This is a genomic window from Streptomyces bugieae (assembly GCF_036352915.1).
Classification (GTDB): Bacteria; Actinomycetota; Actinomycetes; order Streptomycetales; family Streptomycetaceae; genus Streptomyces; species Streptomyces endophytica.
In genome coordinates, this window is record NZ_JAZBJP010000166.1 from 1 (window position 1) to 448 (window position 448).

General features: G+C 75.4%; 1 protein-coding gene. It reads left to right on the forward strand.

Annotated features, from left to right (window positions below; all coding sequences use genetic code 11):
* The coding region (locus V2J85_RS40705) for a GNAT family N-acetyltransferase, cg3035/Rv0428c family (RefSeq protein WP_419836889.1) at positions 1-448 on the forward strand (448 nt) is incomplete at both ends.

Consider the following 448-nt stretch of genomic DNA (forward strand, 5'->3'; position numbering starts at 1 on the left):
GGGTGGCGCGGGCGCGGAGTTCACCGACACGGTCGGCGTTCTCACATCATGGGACGACGGCGTGGTCTCGATCACACGGAAGAACGGGCAGTCCGTCCGCATCCCGGAATCGTCCCTGGTGGCGGGCAAGGTCGTCCCCGCCGCCCCGGCCCGCAGGCGGGGTCCGGCGGCCTCCTTCCCGGAGCTGGCCGCCGTCACCGCGCGGGCCTGGCAGCCGGTGGAGAGCGCGCTGCTGGGCGAGTGGCGGCTGCGCGCCGCCGGAGGGTTCACCCGGCGCGCCAACTCCGCGCTGCCGCTCGGTGATCCGGGGGTGCCGCTCGGTGAGGCGTTCGGGCGGGTCGAGTGGTGGTACGAGGAGCGGGGCCTGCCCCCGTACATCCAGACGTCGACCGGGGCCGAGGGCACACAGGAGGCGCTCTGCGCGGAGCTGGAGCGGCACGGGTGGCGG